Annotated in this window: 29 protein-coding genes; 14 read left to right on the top strand and 15 right to left on the bottom strand. The window is 59.7% G+C overall.

Annotated elements, in window-relative coordinates; genetic code table 11:
- The first annotated feature begins 52 nt into the window (after positions 1-52).
- From Q1K31_RS05430 to Q1K31_RS05405, 6 genes are all read left to right on the top strand, one after another.
- Positions 53-1,570 (top strand): phosphomannomutase/phosphoglucomutase, encoded by a 1,518-nt coding sequence (locus Q1K31_RS05430; RefSeq protein ID WP_300377531.1) that lies wholly within the window; start codon positions 53-55, stop codon positions 1,568-1,570.
- Positions 1,571-1,668: 98 nt separating this feature from the next.
- Positions 1,669-2,979, top strand: a complete 1,311-nt coding sequence (locus Q1K31_RS05425) for a UDP-glucose/GDP-mannose dehydrogenase family protein (protein WP_300377529.1) — start codon at positions 1,669-1,671, stop codon at positions 2,977-2,979.
- A complete protein-coding gene (locus Q1K31_RS05420) occupies positions 2,979-3,929 on the top strand; it encodes a UDP-glucuronic acid decarboxylase family protein (protein WP_300377527.1) in 951 nt (316 codons plus the stop codon). The genes Q1K31_RS05425 and Q1K31_RS05420 overlap by 1 nt, the downstream gene beginning before the upstream one ends.
- A gap of 55 nt (positions 3,930-3,984) precedes the next feature.
- Positions 3,985-4,635 (top strand): fructose-6-phosphate aldolase, encoded by a 651-nt coding sequence (gene fsa / locus Q1K31_RS05415; protein WP_300377525.1) that lies wholly within the window; start codon positions 3,985-3,987, stop codon positions 4,633-4,635.
- A gap of 169 nt (positions 4,636-4,804) precedes the next feature.
- Entirely contained in the window at positions 4,805-5,803 is a 999-nt protein-coding gene (locus Q1K31_RS05410) for an adenosine kinase (protein WP_300377523.1), read from the top strand.
- Positions 5,804-5,959: 156 nt separating this feature from the next.
- Complete coding sequence (locus Q1K31_RS05405; protein ID WP_300377521.1) at positions 5,960-6,700, top strand: response regulator; 741 nt, start codon at positions 5,960-5,962, stop codon at positions 6,698-6,700.
- A 40-nt stretch (positions 6,701-6,740) separates the two neighbouring features.
- Here the strand turns inward: Q1K31_RS05405 and Q1K31_RS05400 are convergent, their stop codons facing one another.
- Positions 6,741-7,340, bottom strand: coding sequence for a 2-hydroxychromene-2-carboxylate isomerase (locus Q1K31_RS05400; RefSeq protein ID WP_300377519.1), 600 nt, complete (start codon positions 7,338-7,340; stop codon positions 6,741-6,743).
- Between the two features lie 29 nt (positions 7,341-7,369).
- Positions 7,370-8,092 (bottom strand): SDR family oxidoreductase, encoded by a 723-nt coding sequence (locus Q1K31_RS05395; protein ID WP_300377517.1) that lies wholly within the window; start codon positions 8,090-8,092, stop codon positions 7,370-7,372.
- A gap of 53 nt (positions 8,093-8,145) precedes the next feature.
- Here Q1K31_RS05395 and Q1K31_RS05390 point away from each other — a divergent pair, with 53 nt between their 5' ends.
- Entirely contained in the window at positions 8,146-8,493 is a 348-nt protein-coding gene (locus Q1K31_RS05390) for a helix-turn-helix domain-containing protein (protein WP_300377515.1), read from the top strand.
- Here Q1K31_RS05390 and hslU read toward each other — a convergent pair.
- From hslU to Q1K31_RS05375, 3 genes are read right to left on the bottom strand one after another with little or no spacing between them, the layout of a single operon-like run.
- A complete protein-coding gene (gene hslU / locus Q1K31_RS05385) occupies positions 8,483-9,787 on the bottom strand; it encodes an ATP-dependent protease ATPase subunit HslU (protein ID WP_300377513.1) in 1,305 nt (434 codons plus the stop codon). The two genes, Q1K31_RS05390 and hslU, sit on opposite strands and share 11 nt — an antisense overlap.
- Positions 9,787-10,353, bottom strand: coding sequence for an ATP-dependent protease subunit HslV (gene hslV / locus Q1K31_RS05380; protein WP_300377511.1), 567 nt, complete (start codon positions 10,351-10,353; stop codon positions 9,787-9,789). The genes hslU and hslV overlap by 1 nt, the downstream gene beginning before the upstream one ends.
- A 48-nt stretch (positions 10,354-10,401) precedes the next feature.
- Complete coding sequence (locus Q1K31_RS05375) at positions 10,402-12,381, bottom strand: bifunctional diguanylate cyclase/phosphodiesterase (protein ID WP_300377509.1); 1,980 nt, start codon at positions 12,379-12,381, stop codon at positions 10,402-10,404.
- Between the two features lie 137 nt (positions 12,382-12,518).
- Here Q1K31_RS05375 and hisB point away from each other — a divergent pair, with 137 nt between their 5' ends.
- Positions 12,519-13,115 carry an imidazoleglycerol-phosphate dehydratase HisB gene (gene hisB / locus Q1K31_RS05370; RefSeq protein ID WP_300377507.1) on the top strand — a complete coding sequence of 199 codons (597 nt, stop codon included), beginning with the start codon at positions 12,519-12,521 and terminating at the stop codon, positions 13,113-13,115.
- 6 nt (positions 13,116-13,121) lie between these two features.
- On the opposite strand, the gene Q1K31_RS05365 is transcribed toward hisB, so the two are convergent.
- Together Q1K31_RS05365 and Q1K31_RS05360 are read right to left on the bottom strand one after the other, a co-directional pair.
- A complete protein-coding gene (locus Q1K31_RS05365; RefSeq protein WP_300377506.1) occupies positions 13,122-13,475 on the bottom strand; it encodes a hypothetical protein in 354 nt (117 codons plus the stop codon).
- A 60-nt stretch (positions 13,476-13,535) separates the two neighbouring features.
- A complete protein-coding gene (locus Q1K31_RS05360) occupies positions 13,536-14,969 on the bottom strand; it encodes an amidohydrolase (protein ID WP_300377504.1) in 1,434 nt (477 codons plus the stop codon).
- A 109-nt stretch (positions 14,970-15,078) separates the two neighbouring features.
- On the opposite strand from Q1K31_RS05360, the gene hisH reads away from it, so the two are divergent.
- The 4 genes from hisH to hisE are packed head-to-tail and all read left to right on the top strand — an operon-like array spanning position 15,079 to position 17,602.
- Positions 15,079-15,723 carry an imidazole glycerol phosphate synthase subunit HisH gene (hisH, locus tag Q1K31_RS05355; RefSeq protein ID WP_300377502.1) on the top strand — a complete coding sequence of 215 codons (645 nt, stop codon included), beginning with the start codon at positions 15,079-15,081 and terminating at the stop codon, positions 15,721-15,723.
- Positions 15,720-16,460: a 1-(5-phosphoribosyl)-5-[(5-phosphoribosylamino)methylideneamino]imidazole-4-carboxamide isomerase gene (gene hisA, locus Q1K31_RS05350; RefSeq protein ID WP_300377500.1), complete on the top strand. Its 741-nt coding sequence runs from the start codon at positions 15,720-15,722 to the stop codon at positions 16,458-16,460. Before hisH ends, hisA begins: the two co-directional genes overlap by 4 nt.
- A gap of 5 nt (positions 16,461-16,465) precedes the next feature.
- Positions 16,466-17,230: an imidazole glycerol phosphate synthase subunit HisF gene (gene hisF / locus Q1K31_RS05345; RefSeq protein WP_300377498.1), complete on the top strand. Its 765-nt coding sequence runs from the start codon at positions 16,466-16,468 to the stop codon at positions 17,228-17,230.
- A 15-nt stretch (positions 17,231-17,245) separates the two neighbouring features.
- Positions 17,246-17,602, top strand: coding sequence for a phosphoribosyl-ATP diphosphatase (gene hisE / locus Q1K31_RS05340; RefSeq protein WP_300377495.1), 357 nt, complete (start codon positions 17,246-17,248; stop codon positions 17,600-17,602).
- On the opposite strand, the gene Q1K31_RS05335 is transcribed toward hisE, so the two are convergent.
- The 3 genes from Q1K31_RS05335 to Q1K31_RS05325 all read right to left on the bottom strand — a co-directional run bounded on the left by Q1K31_RS05335 (position 17,599) and on the right by Q1K31_RS05325 (position 20,122).
- Positions 17,599-18,141, bottom strand: coding sequence for a Smr/MutS family protein (locus tag Q1K31_RS05335; RefSeq protein ID WP_300377493.1), 543 nt, complete (start codon positions 18,139-18,141; stop codon positions 17,599-17,601). The two genes, hisE and Q1K31_RS05335, sit on opposite strands and share 4 nt — an antisense overlap.
- Positions 18,142-18,150: 9 nt before the next feature.
- Positions 18,151-19,428 carry an MltA domain-containing protein gene (locus tag Q1K31_RS05330; protein ID WP_300377491.1) on the bottom strand — a complete coding sequence of 426 codons (1,278 nt, stop codon included), beginning with the start codon at positions 19,426-19,428 and terminating at the stop codon, positions 18,151-18,153.
- 85 nt (positions 19,429-19,513) lie between these two features.
- Positions 19,514-20,122, bottom strand: coding sequence for a Tim44/TimA family putative adaptor protein (locus tag Q1K31_RS05325; RefSeq protein ID WP_300377489.1), 609 nt, complete (start codon positions 20,120-20,122; stop codon positions 19,514-19,516).
- 130 nt (positions 20,123-20,252) lie between these two features.
- On the opposite strand from Q1K31_RS05325, the gene secB reads away from it, so the two are divergent.
- Positions 20,253-20,795 carry a protein-export chaperone SecB gene (gene secB / locus Q1K31_RS05320; protein WP_300377487.1) on the top strand — a complete coding sequence of 181 codons (543 nt, stop codon included), beginning with the start codon at positions 20,253-20,255 and terminating at the stop codon, positions 20,793-20,795.
- Positions 20,796-20,812: 17 nt separating this feature from the next.
- Here secB and dnaQ read toward each other — a convergent pair whose 3' ends face one another.
- The 5 genes from dnaQ to Q1K31_RS05295 are packed head-to-tail and all read right to left on the bottom strand — an operon-like array spanning position 20,813 to position 24,363.
- Entirely contained in the window at positions 20,813-21,517 is a 705-nt protein-coding gene (gene dnaQ, locus Q1K31_RS05315; RefSeq protein WP_300377485.1) for a DNA polymerase III subunit epsilon, read from the bottom strand.
- A 2-nt stretch (positions 21,518-21,519) separates the two neighbouring features.
- A complete protein-coding gene (gene coaE, locus Q1K31_RS05310) occupies positions 21,520-22,119 on the bottom strand; it encodes a dephospho-CoA kinase (RefSeq protein ID WP_300377483.1) in 600 nt (199 codons plus the stop codon).
- Positions 22,116-22,940, bottom strand: coding sequence for a shikimate dehydrogenase (gene aroE, locus Q1K31_RS05305; protein ID WP_300377481.1), 825 nt, complete (start codon positions 22,938-22,940; stop codon positions 22,116-22,118). The genes coaE and aroE overlap by 4 nt, the downstream gene beginning before the upstream one ends.
- Positions 22,937-23,533: a Maf family protein gene (locus Q1K31_RS05300; RefSeq protein ID WP_300377479.1), complete on the bottom strand. Its 597-nt coding sequence runs from the start codon at positions 23,531-23,533 to the stop codon at positions 22,937-22,939. The genes aroE and Q1K31_RS05300 overlap by 4 nt, the downstream gene beginning before the upstream one ends.
- Entirely contained in the window at positions 23,530-24,363 is an 834-nt protein-coding gene (locus Q1K31_RS05295; protein ID WP_300377477.1) for a pyruvate, water dikinase regulatory protein, read from the bottom strand. The genes Q1K31_RS05300 and Q1K31_RS05295 overlap by 4 nt, the downstream gene beginning before the upstream one ends.
- 360 nt (positions 24,364-24,723) lie before the next feature.
- On the opposite strand from Q1K31_RS05295, the gene hemE reads away from it, so the two are divergent.
- Positions 24,724-25,773 carry a uroporphyrinogen decarboxylase gene (gene hemE / locus Q1K31_RS05290; RefSeq protein ID WP_300377475.1) on the top strand — a complete coding sequence of 350 codons (1,050 nt, stop codon included), beginning with the start codon at positions 24,724-24,726 and terminating at the stop codon, positions 25,771-25,773.
- The last annotated feature ends 2 nt before the right edge of the window (positions 25,774-25,775 follow it).

Raw genomic sequence — 25,775 nt, 5'->3', positions numbered from 1 at the left:
ATGTCATGTTTCCGTGTGAACTCGATACAGTCTGATCAAGGAGTTATCGGCCATGATGCCAAAACCGCGCGCCGACATCGCCCCCAACTCGCTTGAGTACGAGACCCTGCCGCTTATCAAGCCGACAGGTTTTCGTGAATATGATGCACGCTGGTGGTTCGGTACCCCCGGCAGCGAAAAAACGCCAGAGCTCAACCTGCTGGGGGCCGAAGCACTCGGGCTGGGTATGGGCACGCTTTTTCATGAACTTGGCGTGAAGCCAAAAGTGGTGGTTGGCCACGACTACAGGTCGATCTCCCTGCCGATCAAGAATGCCCTGAAGCTCGGCCTCGTCGAGGGCGGGTGCGATGTTCTCGACATCGGGCTTGCCCTGTCACCCATGGTTTACTGGGCGCAGTTCGAGCTTGATGCCGACTGCTGCGCGATGGTGACAGCCAGCCACAATGAGAATGGCTGGACCGGCGTCAAGATGGGGGCCGACAAGCCGCTTACCTTTGGTCCTGACGAGATGGGCCGTCTCAAGGAAATCGTCCTCAATGGCGATTTTCATCCCCATGCGCGGGGCGGCAACTTCCGCGTCGACGGAATCCGGGACAAGTATATCGCTTCGCTCAGTGCCGGCATCAGCCTGAAGCGCAAGTTGCGGGTCGTCGCGGCCTGCGGAAACGGCACAGCAGGCGCCTTCGCTCCAGACGCCTTGCGCGCGATGGGCGCAGAAGTGATCGAGATGGACTGCAACCTCGACAACACGTTCCCGAAATACAATCCCAACCCGGAAGATTCCGAAATGCTGCACGCCATGGCGAAAGCCGTGAAAGAGCATGGCGCGGATGTCGCGCTCGGTTTTGATGGCGATGGCGACCGCTGCGGCGTGGTCGACAATACGGGCGAGGAAATCTTCGCTGACAAGATCGGTCTCATGCTGGCGCGCGATCTTTCCCGCGTACATCCGGGCCGCAGCTTTGTCGTCGATGTGAAATCGACGGGGCTCTACAAGACCGACCCGGTTCTGAAAGAAAACGGCGCGGCGGTCGACTATTACAAGACCGGCCACTCCTACATCAAACGCCGAACGACCGAGCTTGATGCGCTCGCCGGGTTCGAGAAATCCGGCCACTTCTTCTTCCGCCCGCCAGTCGGGCTTGGCTATGATGACGGCATCGTTGCGGCCGGGGCGATCCTGCAGATGCTCGACCGCAACCCTGACAAGACCATGGCAGACCTGAAGGACGAGCTGGGCATCGCCTACACCTCCCTGACCATGTCACCGCACTGCGATGACGAGCTGAAATATGACGTGATCGACCGCATGGTCGAGGAATATAAATCACTCGAAGGGACAGAGATCATGGGCCGCAAGGTCGTCGAAGTGAACACGGTCAATGGCGCCCGGGTGACACTGGAAGATGGCTCCTGGGTGCTGGTCCGTGCTTCCTCGAACAAGCCCGAGCTGGTCGTTGTCGTGGAAAGCCTGCAATCAGCCGACGACATGCGCGACCTGTTCCACAGGGAGGTCAAGCCGCGCCTCGGCAAGCATGAAGAGGTCGGGGCATATAACCAGGAGATTTAAGTGTTACCTCCCGCCTGCCCCTCCGGCTTGACCTTTTGTGAGAAAAATCGCACCCCTCGCGCCCAAACCAGTGGCGTAACTGAAAACGGGATGAAGCCATGCGCGTAGCGATGATCGGGACAGGATATGTCGGCCTGGTAAGCGGGGCATGTTTTGCCGATTTCGGCCATGTCGTGACCTGCGTCGACAAGGACGCTTCCAAGATCGACCGGCTCAAGAAGGGCGAGATTCCGATCTTCGAGCCCGGCCTGGATGAGCTCGTCGCCCAGAACGTCAAGGCGGGCCGGCTCAATTTCACGACCGAGGCCAAGGACGCTATCGCCGACGCCGACGCGGTCTTCATCGCCGTCGGCACACCGTCCCGGCGCGGCGACGGCCATGCCGACCTCTCCTATGTCTATGGCGCGGCCGAGGAAGTTGCCGAACTGATGGACGGGTTCACCGTCGTGGTGACAAAATCCACCGTGCCTGTCGGCACCGGCGATGAGGTCGAGGCGATTATCCGCAAGACCAAGCCGGATGCGGACTTCGCAGTGGTCTCCAACCCCGAATTCCTGCGCGAAGGCGCTGCGATCAAGGATTTCAAGATCCCCGACCGGGTGGTCGTTGGCACGGACAGCGAGCGCGCCCGCGAAGTAATGCGTGAGCTTTACCGTCCGCTCTTCCTCAACGAGACGCCCATCCTGTTCACGACACGGCCGACCTCCGAACTCATCAAGTATGCCGCAAACGCTTTCCTTGCGCTGAAAATCACGTTCATCAACGAGATGGCGGACCTGTGCGAGGCTGTCGGCGCCAACGTCCAGGAGGTGTCACGTGGCATTGGGCTGGATGGACGGATCGGCAACAAGTTCCTGCATGCCGGGCCGGGCTATGGCGGCTCGTGCTTCCCGAAAGACACGCTGGCGCTGACCCGTACGGCCAACGAGGCCGGCAGCCCGGTGCGCATCATCGACACGGTGGTCGAGGTCAACACCGCGCGCAAGAAAGCCATGGCCGACAAGGTCATCAAGGCGATGGACGGCGACCTGAAGGGCAAGACAATCGGTGTGCTCGGCCTCGCTTTCAAGCCGAATACGGACGATATGCGGGATGCGCCCTCGCTCGACATCGTCCCGGCCCTGATCGAAGCTGGCGCAACCGTGCGGGCATATGACCCAGAAAGCATGGAAGAAGCCCGGAAAATGATGGATGGGCTGGTCTATGCCGATGATGCCTATGGCGCGATCGAGGGTGCAGACGCGATGGTCATCATTACCGAGTGGGACCAGTTCCGCGCGCTCGATCTTGACCGGGTCAAGGACACGTTGAAAGGTGACGTCGTGGTGGACCTGCGCAACATCTACTCGCCGGAAGACATGTCAAAACGTGGCTTTGACTATACCTCTGTCGGGAGGCCGCAGGGCTGATGCATCTCGCGCCCCGCATCCTTGTTACGGGCGGTGCCGGGTTTATCGGTTCCTATCTGTGCGAGCGCCTGCTGGAGAGCGGTGCGGAAGTCCTGTGCGTAGACAATTTCTTCACCGGCACGCGCACGAACGTTGCGCACCTGATGGAGAATCCTCGCTTCGAACTGATGCGTCACGATGTGACCTTCCCGCTCTTTGTCGAAACCGACCAGATCTATAACCTGGCCTGCCCGGCAAGCCCGGTTCATTACCAGTTCGACCCTGTGCAGACGACCAAGACATCCGTACACGGCGCAATCAATGTGCTTGGGCTGGCCAAACGTACAAAAGCACGAATCCTGCAGGCATCCACGTCGGAAGTTTATGGTGATCCGGAAATTCATCCGCAAACGGAAGATTACTGGGGCAATGTCAATCCAATTGGCCCGCGCAGCTGCTACGATGAAGGTAAACGCTGTGCCGAAACCCTGTTCTTCGACTATCACCGTCAGCACGGCATGGATGTGAAGGTCGCGCGGATTTTCAACACTTACGGCCCCCGCATGCACCCGAATGACGGTCGTGTCGTTTCCAATTTCATCATGCAGGCCCTGCGCGGTGAAGACATCACGCTCTATGGCGATGGCCAGCAGACCCGCAGCTTCTGCTATGTCGACGACCTCGTAGACGGGCTGATCCGTCTCATGGACACCGAGGCCGGCGTGACCGGGCCTATCAATCTCGGCAATCCGGTGGAATTCACCATTCGCGAACTGGCCGAGCTCGTTATCGAGCTGACGGGCGCAAAGTCGCAGATCATTCACAAGCCGCTCCCGGCTGATGATCCCCGCAAGCGCAAACCCGACATCACACGTGCGCAGGAGACCCTTGGCTGGCAGCCACGCGTTAAGCTGCGCGATGGGCTCGAAAAAACGATCGAGTATTTTCAGAAGCTCAGTACCAGCGCCTAGTCGCACGGGCATACGCCTGCTAAATCCCTGAAGGAACGAGCCAGGGAGCAGCAGCATGAAATTCTTCGTCGACACAGCCGATACAAGCGAAATCAAGGACCTGGCTGAAACGGGCCTGATTGATGGCGTCACCACCAATCCGTCCCTTGTTGCCAAGTCAGGCCGCAAGTTCTCCGATGTCATTGCCGAAATCTGTGAACTCACGCCCGGTCATGTCAGCGCGGAAGTCGTTGCGACAGACTACGACACCATGATCTCCGAAGGCCGGACACTTCAGAAGATCGCCTCAAACGTCGCCGTCAAGCTGCCCCTGACCCTGGATGGCCTGAAAGCATGCCGCACGCTCGCCGACGAGGGGACGGCGGTGAATGTCACGCTTTGTTTTTCCGCCAACCAGGCCCTGCTCGCCGCCAAGGCGGGCGCAACCTACATCTCGCCCTTCATCGGGCGTCTGGATGATATCAATATCGACGGCATGGAGCTGATCGAGGATATCCGCACCATCTATGACAACTACCTCTTCGACACGCAGATCCTGGCGGCATCCATTCGCAGCGCCAATCATGTGAAGGAGTCTGCACTGGCCGGGGCGGATGTCGCAACGCTGCCGCCGGGCGTCCTGCGAGGACTGGTCAATCACCCCCTGACTGACAAGGGCCTCGCAGCCTTCCTGGCCGACGCAGAAAAGGCCGGTGTCTCTGTTTGAACGACTCCTGATTTCTGCTTTTTCAGACCGGTCATGAGGACGTAGATTGGCCTGCCCGCCCATCAGGCAGGCCAACGGGAACCTGAGTCTAATTCCTCCCCCTGCCTTGCATCGGCGCGTCATGTTTGCGAAGGCAACGCCCAGTCCTAATCAACAAAGTGAGGTGCACGTGTCGGATATCGAGCTCGATGTCGTCGGTCTTGGAAATGCCATTGTGGATATGATCGCTCCCGTGGAGGATTCATTCCTGGATCAGTACAATATTCGCAAGGACGGGATGACCCTCGTCGACGAACCTCGGGCGGACGAGCTGACAAAAGCCTCCACGGATGCTCGCCAACTATCCGGTGGCTCAGGCGCGAACACGATTGTCGGGCTGGCCAGTTTTGGTGCGAAGGCGGGTTATATCGGCAAGGTCGCATCCGATCCACTCGGCGACGTCTTCCGCAAGGACATGACCGATATCGGTATCAACTTTACCACCCCGCCGCTCGATAATGGCCCGGCAACGGCCCGCTCAATCATCTTTGTGACGCCCGATGGCGCGCGCAGCATGAACACGTTTCTCGGTGCATCTGTCCTGTTCTCGCCTGACGATGTGCAGGAAGACATGGTGAAAAAGGCCGGCATTCTTTATCTTGAAGGCTACCTCTTCGATCAGGAGCCGGCGAAGAAGGCCTTCGCTCATGCATCGGAAATCGCCAAGGCGTCCGGACGAAAAGTGTCGCTTACCCTGTCCGACAGCTTCTGCGTCGAGCGTCACCGCGACAGCTTTCTTCACCTGATAAAGAACCATGTCGACATGCTGTTCGCCAACGAGGACGAACTGCTTTCGCTGTACGAGACGGACGATTTCGATGCGGCCGTGAAGAAACTCCAGGCTGACACGTCGCTGGCCGCGATCACGCGCTCGGAAAAAGGCTCGGTTGTTATCGGTGATGGCGAACCGGTCTCCGTGCCGGCCGAGCCTGTGTCAAAGGTCGTCGACACCACTGGCGCCGGGGACCAATACGCTGCCGGCTTCCTGTTCGGCCTGTCACGAGACCTGCCTTTGCCAACCTGCGCCAAGCTCGGCCATATCGCAGCGGCCGAAGTGATCTCGCATTACGGCCCTCGGCCCGAGACCCCGTATGCCGAGCTCGCCAAGGCTGCCGGCATCAACGTCTGATATTACTGTTTTCATGGCCTGGGCCCGCCGGGTCCAGGCCAGTCCGCGCGGGCGGAACTGCTGCAACTGCAGTTGGTTAGCATACTGTCAAGGTTAACGGGTTTAGACATCATCCCATATTGGTGATTCCCAGAATGGGGGTCGAAGGGATCCGTGTTGAGCGAGAACCAGCAGGCAGAAAGCGACATTGCATTCCTGAGGCGGTATGCCCGGGCGGTCATCGGCCAGCAGACGATGGGCGACAAACTTGTTGATGCCCTGCTTGAGTCCCTGCCACAGGATATCGTTCTGAATATGGACCGGCTGGCCCTGTTCGCACGGCTGGACGCTTACCTGACGACCCTGCCTACACGCCAGCCGCGCCACGAAGTCCGCCTGCTGGCCTCGGACCCCCGCCGCGCGCTCCTGCTCACGGCTCTGGAGGGTTTTTCTACTGACGAAACAGCCGCGATCATGAAAAAGCATGGTGGTGAGGTCGATGACCTCCTCGTCTCTGCGGAGAAGGCGCTTCTTTCTGCAGGACCGCGCAAAGTATTCATCATCGAGGACGAACCCCTTGTTGCTGCGCATATTGCCCAGACCGTGCGCGGTATGGGGCATCAGGTCCTGGGCACCGCCGCAACAAGCCAGGCGGCAATTGCGGCCTGTAAACAGGAGGCACCGGATCTCCTGCTAGCCGACATCATGCTGGCGGATGGATCTTCAGGCGCAGAGGCCTGCAGCGAAATCACAAACCAGACCGGTACGCCCACCATTTTCATAACGGCCTATCCGCAGAAACTCCTCAGGGGCATCAGTGGCGAGCCCGCCTACCTCATCCAGAAGCCATTCACGGCCGCGACCATCAAGGCCGTTATCAGTCAGGTGCTGATCCAGCAGGCCGCGCGGCAGAAGTGACCACACTGCGCGCCCCGTCAGCCTCATATCAGCCCCCGAATTACGCGCGCATGGCCTCGATTGCGTAATCCAGCCTGTCATGGCCGAAGAACAGGTCTTCGCCAACGAAGAAACTCGGCATGCCGAAAGCTCCACGAGAGATAGCCTCGTCGGTGTTGGCTTTCATCCTAGCCTTTGCATCTTCATTTTCACTCAAGGCCACCATACGGGCACCATCCAACCCGGCCGCTTCACAGACGGCTGCCACCTGCTCAAGGTCATCGGTCTTCAGCGGCTCCGATGCCGCCCAGACATGGTGAAATATCGTATCTATGAACCTTACCTGCTCTGCGGGCGCATCAGCCAGACCGCAGGCTGCGCGCAGAACGGGTCTTGTATTCATCATCGGGAAATTCGGATTCATCCGGTATGCAATGCCATAGCGCTGGCAACACCGCTCGATGTCCCGTGTCATATAGGCCCCCTTGGCCGGGACAGTCGCGGGCGGACGGTTGCCTGTGGTCTGCATCACCGCACCCAGAAATGCCGGGCGGTAGGCGATGTCACTCTCGGCAGTGTCCAGGTGATGCGGCAGCGCATGCCAGGCGACATATGAAAACGGACTTATGAAATCGAAAAAGAATTCCAGTGTTCTGGCCATCACGACCTCCTCTCCCTGTAAGTTCCAAATTAGAATGTTTCTATCCACGGCCTCAGGTCAAGCTCCTGGGTCCAGGCACTTCGGGGTTGCTGGTGGAGCATCCAGTAGCTCTCTGCGATAGCATCGGGATCAAGGATCCCGTCCTGGTTCTTCAGCGCGTACCGCTCCGGAAAATTGTCCCGGATGAAGGCCGTATCAATCGCGCCATCTATGATGCAGTGCGCGACATGTATGCCTTTGGGGCCAAGCTCCCGCGCCATGGACTGGGCAAGGGCGCGCAGGGCAAACTTGGCACCGGCAAAAGCCGAAAAGCCGGCCCCGCCCCGCACTGACGCGGTCGCGCCGGTAAACAGGATCGTCCCCGCCCCGCGCGGCTCCATTACACGGGCGGCTTCGCGCCCGGCAAGGAAACCAGCAAAGGCCGCCATTTCCCACACCTTGCGATAGACGCGTGCCGTCGTCTCAGTGATCTTGAAATGAACGTTCGCGCCAATATTGAAAACCACGACCTCGACTGGCCCGAATTCCGCTTCAGCCCGGTCAAACAGGGCCGTCATCGCCTCTTCCGACCGTGCATCACAGCCGACCGCCTCGGCATCATGTCCGTTCGCCCTTATGTCGGCCGCCAGCGGCTCGCCGGATTCTTGCGTCCGCCTGACACATATCGACCGGTAGCCGCCGCGCGCAAATCGCCGCGCGATCGCGCCTCCTGTGGCGTCGCCGGCGCCTATAATAATTGCAACTGGCTTCATGAACTTGCTCCATTCCTATTTGGAACCTACGCAAATCAGTCTATGTTGCAATCATGAAATGGACAGATCTTGAAGAAAACTGGTGCCCGGTTGCGCGCACACTCACCCTGGTCGGGGACCGGTGGACCCTTCTTATTCTGCGGGATTGTTTTCTCGGCTTCTCGAAATTCGAGGAATTCGCCGAGAATACAGGCGCGACCCGACACATCATCTCGAGCCGGCTGAAGCGTCTCGTCGAGGCCGGTATCCTGGAGCGCCGCCCTTATCAGAGCCGCCCCGTGCGCCACGCCTATGTGCTCACCGAAAAGGGCCGGGAGTTCGGGCCGGCACTTGCCGCTTTTCGCGACTGGGGCAAGAAACACCTGCCGGTTCGCCGTGCTGCGGCCCCGGCTACAGAATGAACTTTGACAGGTCGGAATTGCCTGCAAGGTCGGCCAGCTGGGCCTCTACGTAATCCGCCGTAATCGTCACGGTCTCGCCTGAGCGGTCCGGTGCGGTAAAACTGATTTCGTCCAGCAGGCGCTCAAGAACGGTCTGAAGACGACGGGCGCCGATGTTTTCCACCGTGTCGTTGACCTTCACGGCAATGTCGGCAAGTGCATCTATTGCGGCATCCTCGAAAACCAGCGTCACGCCTTCGGAATTCATCAGCGCTTCGTGCTGCTTGATGAGAGAGGCTTCCGGTTCAACCAGGATGCGGCGCATGTCATCCCGCGTGAGCGCACGCAGCTCCACGCGGATTGGCAGGCGCCCCTGTAATTCCGGAAGCAGGTCAGACGGTTTCGAAACGTGGAACGCGCCGGAGGCAATGAAGAGGATGTGGTCTGTGCGCACCGGCCCGCGGCGCGTGGAGACCGTCGTCCCCTCGATGAGCGGCAACAGGTCACGCTGTACGCCTTCACGGCTTACATCGGCCCCGCTCTTCTGGCTCGCGCCAGCGACCTTGTCGATCTCGTCCAGAAATACGATCCCGTCGGATTCGACCAGCCGGATCGCTTCGCGGGTCACACTCTCTTCATCGATCAGCTTGTCAGCTTCTTCGCCGATCAGTGGCTTGTAGGCATCACGAACGGTCGTACGGACACGTTTGGTTCGTCCGCCCATCGCCTTGCCGAGCAGGTCGCCAAGATTGACCATGCCCATAGAGCCACCGCCCCCCGGCATGTCCATCATCGGCATGGGATTGCCGGTATCGGCCAGCTCAATATCAATATCGCGGTCATCCAGCTCGCCATCCCGCAGCTTGCGGCGGAAGACCTCGCGCGTGGAGGTCTGGGCGTCCTCACCGACAAGGGAATCGAGCAACCTGTTCTCTGCGGCCTCGCGGGCCTGTTCCTCAACCTGTTTGCGGCGCTGGGACTTGACCATGCCAACGGCAGACTCAACCAGGTCACGGACAATCTGCTCGACATCACGGCCGACATAGCCAACCTCGGTAAACTTGGTTGCCTCGATCTTGAGGAAGGGCGCATTGGCAAGCTTGGCGAGGCGGCGGGAGACTTCGGTCTTGCCGACGCCTGTCGGCCCGATCATCAGGATATTCTTGGGTGTGATCTCCTCGCGCAGCTCTTCCGGCGCTTCCTTGCGGCGCCAGCGATTGCGCAGGGCAAGCGCTACAGCACGTTTGGCATCGGCCTGACCGACTATGTGACGGTCCAGCTCTGCAACAATTTCCTTTGGGGTCAGAACGTCCATCAGCTGTTCACATCCAGGGTTTCAATCGAAAAGTTTGAATTCGTGTAGACACATATGTCGGCTGCGATCTCCATCGCCCTGCGGCCAAGCGCTTCGGCATCTTTCTCGTAGCCGTAAAGAGCGCGTGCGGCCGCCAGGGCGTAATTGCCGCCAGAGCCGACCGCGACGACATTATGCTCCGGCTCAAGCACATCGCCCGCCCCGGTGATCACCAGGGTCGCCTCCTTGTCAGCAACGATCAGCAGCGCCTCCAGCTTCTGCAGGTATTTTTCGGTGCGCCAGTCCTTGGCCAGTTCGACAGCAGCGCGCTGAAGCTGGTTGGGAAAGCGCTCAAGTTTCTGTTCAAGACGCTCGAAAAGCGTGAAAGCATCCGCCGTCGCGCCTGCAAACCCGGCGAGGATCTGTCCATCACCGAGGCGGCGCACCTTGCGGGCGTTGCCCTTCATGACGGTCTGTCCCATCGACACCTGGCCATCGCTCAGGATCACGACCTTGTCACCTGTGCGCACGGCGAGAATGGTCGTGCCGTGCCACAGGGATGAGTTTGAAGCGTTCTGATCTGTCACGAAAGTGATGTGGCGCACCCGCAGCCCGTTCGCAAGGCCCGGCTGTGATCAGCCTGCATTGGCAGACGAACAGTCCTGGTCCTTCACCAGCATTTCGAGGAATTTTTCCAGGGACACTGGCGGGCTATAGAAATAGCCCTGGTACTGGTCACATCCGCGATGACGCAGGAATTTTTCCTGTGCTTCGGTCTCGACGCCTTCAGCCACTGTTTCCATGCCGAGCGTTTCGGCCATCCCAAGGATCATCTCGACAATCGCAGGCGCCTGCTTGTCCGTGTACAGGCTGGAAATGAAGCTCCGGTCGATCTTGAAGACGTCGAAGGGCAGTCGTCCGAGCAGCGACAGGTTCGAATGGCCGGTCCCGAAATCATCCATCGCCAGCCTCACACCCATGCTCTTCAGCGGGCTGATGACATCACGCAGACGGTCAGGATCGGAAACAGCGACGCTCTCGGTAATTTCCAGCTGCATGAGTTTTGGCGGCAGCCCCGCCTCGCTCATGGCGTTGATGATCATCGCCCCAAGGTCATCGGATTCAAACTGCAATGGCGAAACGTTCACTGCCACCGATACGTCCCTGAAGCCCTCCCGGTGCCAGCGGGCTGCGGCGTGACAGGCCTGCTCTGTTATCTGCATGCCGATGCGGGAAATGAGCCCCATGGACTCAGCGACGGGGATGAACACATTCGGCGATACAATGCGCCCGCTTTCCAGCTTCCATCTGGCAAGTGCCTCTGAGCCGACGATCCGTCCTGTTCTGAGGTCCACTTTTGGCTGGAAAACCGGCACAAACCTGTTGGCTTCAACAGCCGCACGCACTTCCGACTCCAGCCGTTTGCGAGCCGCGGCCTGCCGGTCGAACTTCGGCGAATAGAACTGGAAGTTCAGGTCCTCACTGCGCCGGGCCTGGTAAAGTGCCGATTCAGCGCGCTTGCGAACCTCCAGGGGGGACTGGCCATCTTCCGGCAGAATCGCGATCCCGGCACAGGGTGAGAGCCGTATGGTCTGACCGGCAATATCATAGGGCTGGCGCAATGCCTCCAAGAGGCGGCGAACAAAGCGCATGACATCGCCTCGCGCACCAAGACGGTCGACGACGATGGCAAATTCATCCGACTGAAGGGCAAAGACCGGCCAGCTTCCGGACGGCATGGAGAATTCTTCCTCCAGCGCGGCGACAAACTGCGAAATCCGGCGGGCCATGGCCGCATGGACATCATTGGGCAGGAGCGTGCTCTGGGCATCGGAGTAAGTCTGAAAACCCTCAGCCTCAATCAGGATGTAGGCAGCCGGTTCCTCAAAAGAGCAGCGGGAGATGAACTCGGTCAGCTGGTTTGTCAGGCGCGCAGCATTGCCGAGTCCGGTACGCTCATCGCTATAGGCGGCCTGGGACAGGCGACGGTTTTCCCCCTTCAGCCTGTGAAAACTGCGCACGAGTTCAGCCCTCAGAGAGCGGAATTCCTCGAACACAAGAGGCGTATCCTTTGATCTTGATGCCCGGCCCGCACTCATCCGCTTGAGAGTTGAATTGATCTCCATGAGCTGGGAACTCGCAAGGCCCGCAAAATAATTGGCAAGCCAGTAGGCAAGGCCGGTTATGAAAAGCGTTGACGCCAGAAGTGCGGGAAGCGGCAGGGGCAGGCCGCCCTGGACGATCCGCCCGGCATGCAGCAGGCCGATCTCTTCGCCGTTTTGCACCAGCGGGTATTTCCGGCCTTCTGTGAGCAGAGCCCGGTTTTCAGCACCCGCGATCACCGCACCAGTGCCATCCGTAATGAGGGCCGTTTCCGGCGCAGCGGTTTCGACGATCGTCCTGACTGCGGCCGTGTCTCCATTCTGGAGCTCGACAGACACCGCTTCCGCCATTTGCTGCGCTGCCCGGTCTGAAAGACGAATGGAGCGGGCTTCAGCTGCAATGGAAAAGATTGTTATAAACAGGACCGCCAGCATTGCGGCCAGCAATGCCGCAGCGAGCGGCAGCGCGGTCGCGAAGCGCGTCTTGGCAAACGTGCGGCTTAGTTTATCCACGGTCTACAGACCTTACCTTGGACCCGTTCAGCCCATCAAAAAAATTAACCCATGTTACGTCTGGCGGCTAAACTTTAGAATTCCGTGAATGAATTCGGTCTAGCTCTTCAGGTCAGGACAACCTATGTGATGGCCCCATGACTGATGCACGCACCGCCACAATCACGCGCACGACGCGGGAAACCGACATTACCGTTACCGTTAATCTCGACGGAACGGGCAAGGCCGACATCGAAACAGGCGTCGGTTTTTTCGATCATATGCTTGATTCACTGTCGCGCCACAGCTTCATCGATCTCGACGTGAAAGCGAAAGGCGACCTGCACATTGATGCCCATCATACCGTCGAGGATACAGGCATTGTCATAGGTCAGGCCATCAAGCAGGCACTGGGTGACTTTGCTGGCATCACACGGTTCGGCCACGCCTATATCCCGATGGACGAAACGCTGAGCCGCGCCTCGATCGACCTGTGCAAGCGGCCCTATCTTGTATGGCGGGTCGATTTTCGCCGCGACAAGGTCGGTGATCTCGACACTGAGCTGTTCAAGGAATTCTTCCACGCACTCGCCGGTAATGGCGGAATGTGCCTGCACATCGAAAATCTCTACGGCGAGAACAATCACCACATCGCCGAGAGCTGCTTCAAGGCGACCGCGCGGGCGCTCCGCATGGCGGTGAGTGCCGACGCGCGCCTGCAAGGCAAGCCGGCCTCCACCAAGGGCAGCCTGTAGCACCGCCTATTCCGGTATATCTCTCCTGGCGTGGATGCCGAGAAGCACTTTCTTCATGTCACCGCGCGCGTGAAGGCTCAGGACAAAGAGGTAGGGCAGCAAGAATCCCGCACCGCCAAAAAAGGCGGGCACACTCAGCCCCAGGCCTGCGGCAGAAAAGCCATTCCGCCACGCCGTCCAGAGCGCTGACAGGACCAGGAAGCACAGAAAGTCTAGATTGAACTGACCGGGCCAGATCAGTTTTGCCATGTCACCGAAAAAGATTGGTAGCAGGTTCATCCCCTCCCGCGCAATCACGATGCCAGTATAAACGGCAAGCCCCACCCAGAGGGCGACAAGCAGAACCCTGAAAGCAGTCATCGCCAGATGCTCTATATTGATGGAGGGAACGGGGCGCACTCTCATGCGCCCCGCACGGTCTTATTTGCGGTAATCAAGCGGCGGCTCACGGTCCCCGAGGAGGGACTTGTACTCGTAATCCGGGCCACGTTTTTCCTCGAACTGGTCCCAGGCCGTCTCGACGAGCTCTTCGTTCTGGTAAAGCTCGATGGCGGCAAGCGTCAGTGTTTTGGCAGCAACCTGCGCGCCCTTGTGTCCGATGGACATGCCGCTGGCGGCGACCGCCTGCCAGCTGTGAGCGGATGTCCCCGGCACCCATGTCGCGGTGCGCAGGCCGACGGTGGGCACAGCCCAGGATACATCACCCACATCGGTCGACCCGTAGCCGAGTGAAATCTCGAAAGGCTGGATTTCATCCTCAGAGCCAAGCTTCAGATCCGGATTATCGAAAGAACTCGCAAGCTGCTCGGCATAGGCCTGTTCCTCGGCATTGTATTCAACGCCGCCAACTTCGCGCAGCTTGTCATCCATCATCCGGGCCAGAGGCTCATTGACCAGTAGCGGGTTGTTGCCATGGATGACCTCCCACTCGACCTCTGTTCCAGTGCCCTGCGCTGCGCCCTCGGCTGCATCTTCCAGACGTGTCCAGAGGTCCTCGACGCCCGAAGCATCGGGATGGCGGACATAATAGAAGACTTCCGCAAAGTCCGGCACGACGTTAGGCGCATTGCCGCCCGCCGTGATGACGTAGTGCATACGCGCATCCTGCGGCATGTGCTCGTGCATCATGTTGGCCATCATGTTCATGGCCTCCACCCCGTCGAGCGCAGAGCGCCCGCGCTCTGGCGCGCCTGCGGCATGGGCCGACACACCAGTAAAGCGGAATTTCGCCGAACGGTTGGCCAGAGATGTGTTCGCTGCTGCCGAGTTCTCATCACCGGGGTGCCAGTGCATGGCAATATCGACATCATCGAAAAGCCCGGCGCGCGTCATATAGACCTTGCCACTGCCGCCTTCTTCAGCGGGTGTGCCGTAAACGCGGATCGTGCCTTCGGTCCCGGTCTGCTCGAGCCAGTCACGAATTGAAATGGCCGCAGAGACCGAGCCGGCCCCGAAGAGGTTGTGGCCACACGCTTGACCGGCATGCTTGTTGCTGACCTGCTCTCGCGTCGGCGCCTTGCTCTGGTTGATCCCCGGCAGGGCATCAAACTCTGCCAGAATCGCAATGACCGGCTCACCCGAACCATATTCCGCGATAAAGGCCGTCGGAATATCGGCGACACCAGCCTCGACCTCAAAACCTGCGCCGGCCAGTGTCTCCTGCAAGAGGCCAGACGATTTCGTTTCCTGGTAGCCAACCTCAGACCATTCCCAGAGTTTCGTGGCGAGGTCCTGCGTCAATTCGCTTTTCTGCTCGACCATGTTGAGCGCGGTTTCATTCGCAGGGTCCGCAGCCGAAGGCATTGCGCTAACGGCGAACAGGCCGGCCAGACAGACAGAAGACAGGAAACGCATGAGAAAACTCCATTAAGATAACTTGCTGCCCAGCTTGCGGCAGTGATTGCATGGGATCAAGCCACAAGCCCCTTCCATATAATCCTCTCCACGGGTAAGAGCGCGCCAGATGACAACACTTGCTTTGATCGACTATGGCTCCGGCAACCTGCATTCGGCCGAGCGCGCCCTGCGGGCCGCGGCCGTACTGGCCGGTGCCGATATCGATATCGAGATGACGGGGAACGCTGAAACCGTCCGCTCGGCAGACAGGATCGTGTTGCCGGGTGTAGGGCACTTTGCAGATTGCGCGGAAAGCCTGCGGGCGTGTGACGGTATGACCGAAGCACTCGAAGAAGCCGTCGGCCAGCGAGGGGCGCCTTTTCTTGGTATATGCGTCGGCATGCAGCTCATGGCCACACGCGGTCTTGAGGACGGGGAAACGCCGGGGCTTGCCTGGATTGACGGAGATGTCGACAGGATCACGCCAGGACCGGATCTTGCCGTCCCACACATGGGCTGGAATGGCCTCGAAATCGAGCAGGATCATCCGATCCTCACGGGGTTGGGGGATGAACCGCATGTATATTTCACCCACTCCTACGCCATGCGCCCGCAAAATTCAGACGATCTTGCCGCGACCGCGACATATGGCGAGACGATCACAGCCGCGATTGCGCGGGACAATATGTTTGGCACGCAGTTCCACCCTGAAAAAAGCCAGCGCGTCGGCCTGCGCCTGCTTGCAAACTTCCTCACATGGGACCCGGTATGACCGCTCAGTTTGACCTCTATCCCGCGATTGACCTGAAAGACGGCCAGTGCGTACGCCTGCTGCGCGGCGAGATGGACAAGGCTACCTCGTTCAATCCCGATCCGTCTGACCAGGCAGACCGCTTCCGCCGCATGGGGTTTGACCGGTTGCACGTCGTCGACCTGAACGGCGCCTTTGCCGGGGACAGCGCCAATGGCGAGGCCGTGCGCGCCATCCTCGCCCAGACGGAAGTTCCTGTGCAGCTCGGCGGCGGCATTCGCACACGCGCACAGATCGATTCCTGGCTGGAAGCCGGTGTCTCCCGTGTCATCCTGGGCACAGCCGCACTGCGTGACCCGGAGCTTGTCAAGTCTGCCGCGCGCGAGCTGCCCGGTCAGATCGTTGTCGGGATTGATGCCAAGGATGGCCGTGTCGCAGTCGAGGGCTGGGCGGAAACGTCCGACATGAAAGCGGTTGAGCTGGCCAGGGTCTTTGAAGGATGCGGCGTTGCGGGGCTGGTCGTTACGGATATCTCTCGCGATGGCATGAAGACTGGCGTGAATGTCGCGTTTACCAGCGAGATGGCCCAGGCTGTTACGATTCCCGTGATCGCCTCGGGCGGTGTTGCAAGCATCAAGGACATTGAAGACCTCAAAAATGCGGGCGGCGAACGGGCGATTTCGGGCACAATTCTGGGCCGCGCCCTTTATGATGGCGATATCGACCCAGAAGCGGCAATCATCGCTGCGAGGGCCTGACTGGAATGCTCAAGACCCGCATTATACCCTGTCTGGATGTGAAAGACGGACGCACCGTCAAGGGCGTCAACTTCGTTGGCCTGCGCGATGCGGGCGACCCGGTAGAACTCGCGAAAATCTATGACGCGCAGGGGGCCGACGAACTTTGTTTTCTCGATATCACGGCCAGTCATGAAGGACGCGGCACCATGCTCGATGTCGTGCGGCGCACGGCCGAGCAATGCTTCATGCCGCTGACCGTAGGCGGTGGCGTGCGCTCGGCGGATGACCTGGTACTACTCCTGCGCTCAGGTGCCGACAAGGTCGCGATCAATTCCGCCGCCGTTGCCGATCCGGACGTCATATCGCGCTGTGCAGCGAAAGGGGGGCGTCAGGCTGTGGTCGTCGCGATAGATGCACGCCAGACCGGGAACCATTGGGAAATTTTCACGCATGGCGGGCGTAAGCCGACCGGGATCAATGCCGTAGAGTTCGCCAAGGAGGCTGAACGGCGTGGGGCAGGCGAGATCCTGCTGACCTCCATGGACAAGGACGGGACCAAGTCCGGCTTTGATATTCCGCTTCTCCAGGCCATTACCTCCGCCGTTACCATTCCCGTGGTGGCTTCAGGCGGCGCCGGATCGGCAGCAGACCTCGCTCCGGCCGTACTGGAAGGCGGTGCCAACGCTGTGCTTGCCGCATCGATTTTTCACTTTGGTGAGGTAGGCCTTTCTGAAGCCCGCGCAGCCCTTGCCGCGGCGGGGGCCCCGGTGAGACCGTTTGACTCTTAAGCGACAGGAATAATCATGGGAAAACAGGACCTTGGCTCTGCGGACCGTTTGACAGCCCTGCTTTCGACGCTGGCGCGTACCGTCGATGAGCGCGTGGATGGTAATCCGGAAAAGTCATACACAGCCCGCCTCCTGAAGTCGGGCGAGCTTCGCTGCGGCAAGAAAATCGCCGAAGAAGGCGCAGAACTTGCCCTCGCAATCGCCGCCGAGGGACGCAGGGAAACCGCTTCCGAAGCCGCCGACCTGCTCTTTCACTTGCTGGTCGGTCTCCGCGCCAAGGGCGTTTCACTGGATATGGTGGCCGACGCCCTTGCAGAACGTCGCGGCGTTTCCGGGCTTGCCGAAAAGGCGTCCCGGCAAACAAGGACCTAGCGGCGCTTCAGAAAGACGTAGAAAGCCCCGGCGCCGCCATGCCGGGGATGTGCGCGGGCATAACCGGAAACAAGACTACGGGCCTGCGGCATCTCAAGCCAGTGCAGGAAATTCCGTTTCAGCACCCCCTCGCCGAACTTGCCCTTGCCGGTAATCACGATCACACAGCGTGCGCCGCGGGCCTGCTCACGCATGAGGAAGGCCGGCAGGGCAGACCAGGCCGACTGCTGGGTATGACCGTGCAGGTCAAAGCGGGCAGATATTTCGATCTTTCCGCGCCGGACTTTCCTGTCATGGCCCCTGTCCTGTGGTCTGACAAAGGTATGGGAGCGGTGTGACGGCGGTGTATTTCTAGCCGGTTTCGCGGGCTTGCCGGACGGGCTCGCCATCGGGGCAGGGATGTCCTGCTCAGAGATCAGGTCACCGGCCGTCTCTGGCTTTGGTTTCGCGACGCGCGCAGCCGAACCAATCGGGCGCACGGACTTGCGCACCTGGTCCCAGGCTTTCTGTTCTTCAGGCGTAAGGTCCCGCTTCGGCATGGCCGCAATCTAGGGCGCCGAGTTGTCTGCTCCAAGCCCGGCATAGATCTCGTCGCTGGCAAGCCTGTCGGCAAGCCGCGTCGGGAGCAGTACCCAGAGCCGGCCCGGTGCGTTCATCGTACCAGCGCGTTCGCCGGCTTCTTCACCGGTTCCGAAATAGATGTCACCGCGCACGGGCCCAGTAATTGCGCCCCCGGTATCCTGCGCATTGAGCAGGCCAGACCAGTCTCCCCCCAGGCCGGGTGCGGTGGTTTTCACGAAAACAGGTACGCCCAGCGGGTGATAGGCCCGATCGACAGCGACAGAGCCCAACGGTGTCAGCGGCACACTCATCGCGCCCCGGGGCCCGCTGACATCATCCTCGCGCGGCTCAAGCGTGAAGAAGACAAAGCGCGGGTTTGCATTCATGGCTTCGCGGCGCTGGGCCTCACTGGCCCGGTCCATCCAGGCGCGGATGCCTTGCATCGAACGTTCGCCGCGGCCGATCCAGCCCCGCCTGTAGAGCCAGTTCGCAGTCGATTTGAACGGGCGGCCATTATGCGCGGCAAAGGCTGCCTTCATGACACGGCCATCGGGGAAAGCGAGTTTTCCAGACCCTTGTATCTGGAGAAAGAAAACATCCGCCGGGTGAGCATAGGCGAGTGGGCGTACACCATTATTCGTGATCTGCTCTCGCGCCGGGTAGGGTCTACGCGAGCCGTTGGACAAGCGCTGGTAGACATTGTTACCCCCCTCGGAGACAAGATCGCCGGGCAGGGCAGGGACCGGTTCTGTATAGGGGTACTCGGGGGCATAGCGTGCTTCGTAGACCGGCTCGAAGTAGCCGGTAAAACGTGATGCTCCGTCCGTGCTCACGATCTCGACCGGTTTGAAAAGCGCCTGCAATACGGTGCGGGCGCTGCTTTCGTTAATAATGACGCCCATCGCCGCGCACGCTGGTGTCCAGTCACGCACCTGGCCTGCCCAACGCGCGGAGTCCGAAAGGTAGGAATCCGCCGCCTTCGCGCTGAACGCCTCACAACTCTGCTTGAGTGCCGACACGCCTGGCATCAGGTCGGCCTCCTGCCAGCCGGGCAGGGCCTCAAACGCTGCGGGCACGGGTGGTGCCATCGGGACGGGCATCTTGGGACGGGCACGGCGGGTATCCGTGTCGGGCGTGCCGGGTTGAGACTGTTCTGGCTGCCCGGATGGCGGCACGGGGCCAGCATCATGCTCCGGCTCGGGCGCAGACGCGCAGCCAGAAATCAGCAGGAGAAGGATGGCGGGAAGGACAACGGACGCACGCATGAGCGCAAGATTGCCGGGCTTCTCGCCAGCTCACAATATGAAATTTCTGTCAGTGGCAGTCGGCCCGCCAGACGCCGCACATAAACTATTCAGCGGTATCGACGTCATCGAGCAGCCAGTTGGGATCATCCGACGTCGTATCACGCATGAAGGTCCAGTATTCTTCCGAACGCCGGGTCATGTCACCTTCGCCAAGCTCTGCTTCAAAGCGCACCGTCACCCGGGCGATGCTTCCATCGAGGCTCGCATCGTCGATTTCACTGTGGCAGATGCGCAGAAGCTGAGGCGCTTCCGCGCCGGTCTTTTCCCGCTCGGCGATGGCGCTATCCCAGGCTTCATACACATCCGTGTCGAGCCAGGGCTTTAGCGTCTCCCGGTCACCGCGGGCAAAGGCATTGGCCAGCATCTCGTAAGCGCCGCGAGCGCCTTGCAGAAATTCGCGTGGATTGAAGTCCGGATCGGCACCATGAATGGTCTCAAGCCCAGCAGCGGCTGGGCCGGTAAAGGCCGGACGAAGGCCGGACTCGGGCTGGCGCGCCTCCCTGTCGCCATTCACGGGGCGGGGACGCTGCGGCTCAGAACGGGCGCGTCCTTCTGGCGGGCCCTCATCGCCGCCCAGCGTCGAATAGAGACGCCAGCCGATAAAGGCCGCAATGGCGATCAGCAGGGCCAGTTCTATGAAGGAGGATGACATGCGGGCTCCAAGAGAATCCTGTGTGGTCCTTTCCCCAATATAGGAGAGTTTACAGCTGTGCCACCCAGTGTTGCGCAGGAAGAGGGCACATGGTAGGCGCCAGAGCCTGTCTGTAGAGGATTTCATGCCAATGAGCGACACGTCTGACGCCGCACCCCAGCCGCAGCAGCCTACGGGCCCCAGCCTGCGTGTGATGAACCAGTATATCAAGGACCTGTCCTTCGAAAACCCTGGCGCGCGCGTCAATGAACAGCCAAACGTGGATCTTGGCATAGACGTTCAGGCCATTCCGCAGAACCAGTCTGAAGGCGTCTATGAAGTTGTCCTGAAGATGAATGCGCGCGCTGGCACACAGCAGACCGCACTCTTCCTCGTGGAACTGCAATATGCTGGTCTTTTCCAGATTCAAGGCGCTTCCCAATCGGATATGGAAGCAATGCTTCTTATCGAATGCCCGCGCCTTCTTTTCCCGTTCGCGCGCAGCATTGTCGCGAACCTCACCCAGGAAGGTGGTTTCCCGGCGCTCCGGATTGACCCGGTCGACTTCACTGCACTTTATCGCCAGCAGAAAGAACAGGGCCGGGCGGCACAGGCCGCAGGGCAGGCCAAGCCGGATGGCGCCCAGCACGCCGCGCCGGGCGAAACCCCTGAAAACGGAAACGGACAGGCCTAGTCCTGTCCGGCTGGGTCTCAGGCCTTAAGCTGCGCCCAGATCGACTCTCCGCCAAGCTCTTCGATAAAAGCCGAATGCGCTTCGGCTTCGCTTGCCGTCAGCAATGAGGGCAGAGGCGTCGGGCGCTGCCTGGCCTCCCTGAAACGGGCAGCATCCTCGGCTGACACCCCATCGGAAAAATCGAAGCTTCTGGCACGGCCACCGCGCAATTCGAGATACACTTCCGCGAGGAGCTGGCTGTCCAGGAGTGCGCCGTGCAGTGTGCGCGCTTCCAACCCGATATCGAAGCGCTTGCACAGCGCATCGAGTGAGGCTGGCGCACCGGGATAGCGCTTCTTGGCAATATCCAGTGTGTCGACCCACTGCTCCAGCGGTATTTCCGGCTTGTTGCAGCGAGCAAGCTCTGCGTTCAGGAAGCCACGGTCAAAACTGGCATTATGGGCCACGACCGGCGCGTCCCCGATGAAATCGAGCAGCGCATCGACGATGCTCGGGTCCTCGAAGAAGGGTTTATCGGCCAGCATGTCATCGGTCAGGCCGGTAATCTCGATCGTCTTGGCTGACACCGCGCGGCGGGGATTGATCCGCTCATGAAAGGTTCGCCCTGTAGCGACGTGATTGATGAGCTCTACCGCACCCAGTTCGATGATACGGTCGTCACCTGACCAGTCGAGACCGGTCGTTTCTGTATCGAAGGCGATCTCGCGCAGCGGGCTCGTCATGTTCAGGCCTCATCCATCCCTGTGAGCAGGTCTATGATCGCGTTTACATGTGTTCGCGCGAATTCGAAACCGAAGGCTGTAGAGATGATGAAATCGGCCCTGGCGCGCTTGTCTGCGTCAGGGACCTGTTTGTCGAGGATCTTCTCGAAATCGGCTTCCGACATTTCCTGGCGCGACATGACGCGCTCTCGCTGGGCCTCTTCCGGCGCAGTAACGACGGCTACATAGTCGCACCGCTTGTCGCCGCCCGTCTCGTAGAGCAGGGGGATATCAAGCACGGCAAGACGCGCGCCTGAAGCCTTGGCCTCCTGCCGGAAGCGTATCTGTGTCTCCCCGACAAGCGGATGCACTATGCCTTCAAGGTCCTTCATGGCATCCGGGTCTTCCAGAACGATGTCGCGCAGGCGCTGGCGGCTGATAGCGCCATCGACCACAACGCCGGGAAAGCGTTCGCCCAGCGGCGTGACGGCAAGCCCGCCTTTTTCATAAATCGAGTGAACGGCGGCATCTGCATCGTAAACGGGTATGCCGGCCTCGGCGAACATTTTGGCCGTTGCGCTCTTGCCCATGCCGATGGAGCCGGTGAGGCCGAGTATGATCATTGGTAGGACTTCAGTGTTTCGCGGCAGACGGCGAGGGCGGGCTCAATATCGGGAAGCTCGCCGCCAAACCAGATGCGGAAACTCTCAGCCGCCTGACAGACCAGCATGCCCAGACCGTCCTCAGCCCGCCAGCCACACTCGCTTGCGTGGTCAAGCTGGGCAGCCGCTGGCTTGCCATAGCTGATGTCAAAAAAAAGCCTGCCATCGCCTTGCGGGAGGTGGAAATGTTCGCCGGTATAACCAGCGCTGGTCGTGTTAATGATGAGGTCCGCCTTCCGGGCGTACTGTTCCATGTCCGCAAGCGAGCCATATTCGTGGCTGCGCTGGCAGCAGGAGTCGATGACTTTTTCCGCCTTTTCCACAGTGCGGTTGAGAACGATCAGCCCTGCGCCAGCTTCATCCAGGGCATAGAGCGCTGCGCGGGCAGCCCCGCCAGCACCGAGAACCAGAACGGTCTTTCCGGCGACATCCCGTACATTAATACGGGACAGGGCTGACATCAGGCCCGGCGCATCTGTATTGTCGGCCCTCCAGGTGCCATCAGGTTTGCGGCTGAGCGTGTTGGCTGCGCCGATAACCTTAACTGCAGGCGACAGGTCGCTGGCGCTTTCAACAACGGCCTGCTTGTGCGGCAGGGTCACGTTCAGGCCACGGAAACTGTTCTGAGCAAACCGCTCGAGCGCGTCTGCTGTTTCTCCAGCCGGAACCCGGATGGATTCATATGAGGCATCCATTCCCAGGCCGTCGATCCATGTCATATGGATCTGCGGGGAAAGGGAGTGACCCACCGGGTCTCCTATGACAGCAAGACGGTCCATCATGCGTTCAGTACGCCACGTGTGCGCAAATAGTCCAGCAGCGGGAGCAAGGGCAGGCCAAGGATGGAGAAATAGTCGCCCTCGATGCGGCTGAAAAGCTGTGCGCCAAGCCCTTCGAGCTGGTAGGCGCCAACAGTGTTCAGGATGTCCGGACCGGCCGCCTCGAGATAGGTCGTGATGAAGTCATCGGTCAACGGTCGCACGGTGAGTTTCGGTGTCGTGAGAAAGCGCCAGACAGGCTCACCATTCTCGGCGATCACGATCGCCGTCTCCAGCTTGTGAGGCTTGCCGGAAAAACGGCGCAGATGACTGGCCGCCTCGTCCATGTCCCTTGGTTTGTCGAGCGCTTCGCCATCGAGGTTCAGCATCTGGTCGCCACCAATGACGAGACCGCCTGTATTCCGCGAGACCTTGACTGCTTTCAGCTCAGCCAGCTGCATGGCCTGATCGGAAACACGCATGCCGCTCGCCCGGAAAGATGCCTTGGCTGCATCCTCGTCAACATTTGGTTTTACATTGGCCGCTTCCACGCCAGCGGCGGCCAGCAGGCAGCGGCGGCTCGCGCTACCGGAAGCGAGTATGACGTCGTGGCTCATCCATGCCCCTTGCGTTCATTATACTTGTTCAGGATCGCAGCTGCAGTTTCCTCGACGCTACGCCGCGAGACATCAATGATCGTCCATTTCTTGCGTTGGAAGAGACGGCTGGCTTGGGTCACTTCGGAACGGACGGCCTCTTCGTCAGTATAGTCCGTCGCCGAGGTCTCATTGAGTGCGATAAGTCTCTGACTGCGGATCTGCACAAGCCGCTCAACGCCGATTTTCAGGCCGATGACCAGCGGTCCCGTCTCCGGGTCGAGGTTATCAAGCACGGCAGGCGGCGGAACACCCGGCACGAGGGGAATATTACCCGCCTTTATGCCACGATTGGCAAGATACACACAGGTTGGCGTCTTGGAGGTGCGGCTGACCCCGACAAGGATCACGTCGGCGTGGGCCAGGCCCTCCACATTCTGCCCATCGTCATGGGACAGTGCGTAATTGATCGCCTCGATCCGTTCGAAATATTCCTGATTAAGCGCATGCTGGCCAGCAACACGATCGGTTGCAGCAACACCGAGATGTCGGCTCAATAGGTGGATAGATGCGTCTAGCACAGCAAGTACGGGTATCTGGTGGGCCCGGCAGAACTCTTCGAGCTTTATGCGAAGCGCTTCATCGGAAATTGTAAACCAGACCACGCCAGGCGCAGCTTCGATATCGCGCATCACGCGCTCCAGCTGGCGCTCCGAGCGGACCAGGTAATAGTTGTGCTCCAGAGGAGTAACGTTCTCGAACTGCGCCGCGGCGGCGCGCATGACGGCATTCAGCGTCTCACCGGTCGAATCGGAGACGAGGTGAACGTTGAAGTATATGCTTGGACGCATCTGACCCCCGGACCGCACAATCTGGATTGCAGGAAAGTGCAGTGTCCTGAAGAAATCGACAACCCCTGTGGACACCTTGTGGGTTGATTTGTTTCCCCGGATTCATTCACCAGAAATCCACACCCGGATGAATCTGACAGCCATGATTCCCGGCCTGTTCCAGACCGGCGGACAAGTAAAATGGTTAACGCAATTTTAATCGCGATTCCAGAATGTTAATGAAACCTTAAAATCTGTACACCGGCTTGGACTCGCTGTGGAAATCCTGCTGAAAACTTGTCCTGAGACGCTTTGTCCACGATTTCCAGTGACTAGTAATGATAAGAACCAAGGTTGATTGAAAAGTTTGAAGGGAGCCAGATGGCTAACACCGCGCTAAAACCACTCCTTGATGTGCTGAATGGCCAAAGGCGGGACCCTGTTCCCATCTGGATGATGCGTCAGGCGGGCAGGCATTTGCCTGAATATATGGAGCTTCGGTCCAGGGCCAAGAATTTCCTGGACTTCTGTTACAGCCCATCTCTGGCAGCTGAGGCGACACTTCAGCCGATCGAGCGCTACGATATGGATGGTGTCATCCTGTTCGCAGATATCCTGCTGATCCTTGATGCGCTCGGCCAGGGTGTGCGGTTCGAAAAGGGTGTCGGACCAATTGTTGAAACCGTCGAGGAAAAAGGGCGCCTCAACAAGGTTCCTGTCGAACAGGTCAAGGAGAGACTGTCCCCGGTTTACGAGACAGTCTCGAGGGTCAAATCCAAGCTCGAGCCCGGCAAGACACTGATCGGCTTTGCCGGGGCACCCTGGACGGTTGCGCTCTATGCCATTGAAGGCCGCGGAGGCACGGACAAATCACAGGCACGGCTCTGGGCACATCAGAACCCGGCGGGTCTCGACCTGCTTCTGGATGACCTCGTGGAGGCTACGGCGCATTACATGGCTGCCCAGGTCGAAGCAGGGGCGGATGCGCTGATGATGTTCGAGTCCTGGGCGGAAGGGCTTGCCGAGGATGTTTTCGAACAGATCGTCGTACAGCCCAATCGCAAGCTTGTTCTGCGGTTGCGGGAACTCGGTGTCGATGTGCCGATCATCGGTTTTCCACGTGGTGCGGGAACAATGCTACCGGCATATACAGACCTGACAGGGGTCAATGCTGTCGGCCTGGATACGGCTATCTCATCGGCATTCGTGAACCGGGAACTGCCAAGTGATTTCCCTGTTCAGGGGCAGCTTGATCCACTTCTGCTCATGGCGGGCGGTGAAAAAATGGAGCGGCGTGTCATCGAGATCATCGAAGCCTATCGGGGCCGGCCGCATATCTTCAATCTCGGCCACGGCGTATTGCCAACAACGCCGATCAAGCATGTTGAGCGTGTCGTCGACATTGTGCGCAATCGGGCACACGACAAATAGGC

Origin of the sequence: Henriciella sp. (genome assembly GCF_029936995.1) — a bacterium.
Taxonomy (GTDB): domain Bacteria; phylum Pseudomonadota; class Alphaproteobacteria; order Caulobacterales; family Hyphomonadaceae; genus Henriciella.
This window is presented reverse-complemented; position numbering and strand designations above follow the sequence as displayed.